This is a genomic window from Arthrobacter sp. Y3223164 (assembly GCF_059091005.1).
This window is the reverse complement of the sequence record NZ_JBNHGF010000379.1, coordinates 1-2,584: the sequence shown is the minus strand read 5'-3', so window position 1 is coordinate 2,584 and position 2,584 is coordinate 1. Positions and strand designations below refer to the sequence as shown.

Sequence of the window (2,584 nt, the reverse complement as noted above, 5' to 3'; positions counted from 1 at the left end):
ACCGCGGCCGCCCTTAGTGGGCGGCCGCGGTGATCTGCGGGGCCAGATCCTCCGCCGGAGGGGTCCAGACCGCCGGATCCGCCGCGGCCTGGTCGCCGGAGCGAATGTCCTTGACCTCGTGGCTGAGGCTGCCGTCGTCGGCCACGGAGGTGAACCAGACGTAGGGGATGCCGCGGCGGTCCGCGTACTTGATCTGCTTGCCGAACTTGTCTGCCTTCGCGGCCACCTCCACGCTGATGCCGCGTGAACGCAGCTCCCCCGCCACGTCCTGGGCCTGCGACCAGCTGTCCTCGTTGGCCAGGGCGACCAGCACGGTCGTCGGCACCTGCCGGGACGCCACGGCGAACTCCTGTCCCAGGATCCGCATGACCAGCCGGGTCACGCCGATGGAGAGGCCGACGCCGGGAAAGGTCCGGTTGCCCTTGGCCGCCAGCGCGTCGTAACGGCCTCCGGAGCAGATGGATCCCAGCTGCTCATGGCCCACAAGGACGGTTTCGTAGACCGTGCCGGTGTAATAGTCCAGGCCGCGGGCGATGCTCAGGTCGGCCAGCACCTTGCCCGGGGCGCGCCGGTGCGCCTCGCCGATGACTTCCTCCAACTCGGCCAGGCCGGTGTCCAGCAGCTCGTGCCGGACTCCGAGCGCCCGCACCTGGTCCACGAAGGAGGTGTCCTCGGTGCGGATGGATGCCAGCTTCAGCGCGGCCTGCGCCTGTTCGTCGGTGGCGCCCAGTTCTTCCTGCAGCAGCGCGGCAACCTTCTCGGGACCGATCTTCTCCAGCTTGTCGATGCTGCGCAGTACCCCGGCGGTGTCGGTCAGCCCGATCCCGCGGTAGAAGCCCTCGGCCAGCTTCCGGTTGTTTACGCGCAGCTTGAACTCGGGGATGGGCAGCGCGCTGAGGGCCTCGACGATGACCAGCGCCAGCTCCACGTCGTAGCGGAAGGGCAGCTCGCCGTCGCCCACCACGTCGATGTCCGCCTGGGTGAACTCGCGGGCCCGGCCCTCCTGCGGACGCTCGCCCCGCCAGACCTTCTGGATCTGGTACCGGCGGAACGGGAAGGCCAAGTGGCCGGCGTTCTCCACGACGTAGCGGGCGAACGGGACCGTAAGGTCGAAATGCAGGGCCAGCTTGTCCTCGGACTTGCCCTCGGATTCGTCGGCCTGCAGGCGGTGCAGGCCGTAAACCTCTTTGTCGATCTCGCCCTTGCGCAGCAGCTGGGCCACGGTTTCGACGGCGCGGGTCTCGATGGAGGAGAAACCGTGCAGCTCAAACGTCCGGCGCAGGGAATCCAGAACATGCAGCTCCACAAGCCTCTCCTGCGGAAGCCATTCCGGGAAGCCTGACAGGGAGGCCTTGCGTGCCATACGGACCTATCTCCTAGTAGATGAGGGGTAAGGATGAGGCGGGTGCATTAAAGCCGGCGGCAGTGCTGCGGCACTGGATCGCTAGACTGGCTGCTGGACCAGTTTAAGGCCTGCCACGGCAGCGGAACCAAACGCGCTGCCGGGCGCCGCCCCGGCGCCGGGCGGAGTCTATTAGCGCAACGACCAGGAGGAGCTTTGGCCCGGAGCCGTCATGACCGCGAAACCCGGCGCCGCATTGCCCGGATGGAGGCCAAACGCGACCTGCGCCGGCAGCAGGCGGCGCGGCGCAAGCGCGACAACATCATCGGCGGCGCAGCCTTGGCGGCACTGGTAGTCGGCGGCGTGATCGTGCAGATGACCGTGTTCGCCTCGAACCCCACTCCGTCCGAGGTGGAACAGGTCCGCCGGGGCCTCGAAGACCCGCAAGGCGTCGCCTCGCCGCCGCCCTCCGCGAACGCGGCCGGCATCCCGTCGCCGGAGATCGCCGAGGGAAAGGTCTTCAACGGCACCATCGCCACGAACGAGGGCGATATCGGTGTGGAACTGGACGGCAACGTGGCGCCGCAGGCGGCAGCGGTCTTCAGCACCTTGGCCCGGGACGGTTTCTTCGAGGGCAAGACCTGCCACCGGCTCACCACCGCCGCCAGCATGGGCGTGCTGCAGTGCGGTTCCGTGGACGGGGCCGGCGGCGGCGATCCCGCATACCAGTGGGGCCCGGTGGAGAACACCCCCGAAGACGGCGTGTATCCGGCCGGCACAATCGCCGTCGCCCGCGGTGCCGATACCTACAGCAACGGGACGCAGTTCTTCATTGCGTGGAAAGATTCCACCATCCCGCAAGATACCGGCGGCTACACGATTATGGGTAAGGTAACCGAAGGGCTGGACGTCATCGAGCAGATCGCGGCCGGAGGCGTCGAGGATGCCGACAGCCAGGACGGCCCGCCTAAGATACCGGTAACAATAGAGTCGTTCACCCTCCAGTGAGCACCCCACCACGATGGTGCCGCTGAATACGCGGCCCCAGGCACAAGCGAAAGAGTTCTAGCGGTGACACCCAGTCAGCAATCCGACGAAGCAGCCCAGACCGCCCAGACCGAACAAGCCGCAAACGGTTTGGCAGCGGAACAGGTTCCGACCGACCAAACGGCAAACGGCTCGGCAGCCGGCCAGCCGCCTGCCGCAGAGGCGGCGCCGCAGGCCACCGAGGACGAGGCCCCG

The 2,584-nt window shown here is 67.8% G+C and carries 2 protein-coding genes; one reads left to right on the top strand and one right to left on the bottom strand.

Annotation, left to right across the window (positions count from 1 at the left end; genetic code table 11):
* Nucleotides 1-13: 13 nt before the first annotated feature.
* Complete coding sequence (gene hisS, locus AC5RUJ_RS14325; RefSeq protein WP_494014060.1) at nucleotides 14-1,363, bottom strand: histidine--tRNA ligase; 1,350 nt, start codon at nucleotides 1,361-1,363, stop codon at nucleotides 14-16.
* A gap of 195 nt (nucleotides 1,364-1,558) precedes the next feature.
* Here hisS and AC5RUJ_RS14320 point away from each other — a divergent pair, with 195 nt between their 5' ends.
* Nucleotides 1,559-2,350 carry a peptidylprolyl isomerase gene (locus AC5RUJ_RS14320; RefSeq protein WP_494073871.1) on the top strand — a complete coding sequence of 264 codons (792 nt, stop codon included), beginning with the start codon at nucleotides 1,559-1,561 and terminating at the stop codon, nucleotides 2,348-2,350.
* Nucleotides 2,351-2,584 lie beyond the last annotated feature (234 nt).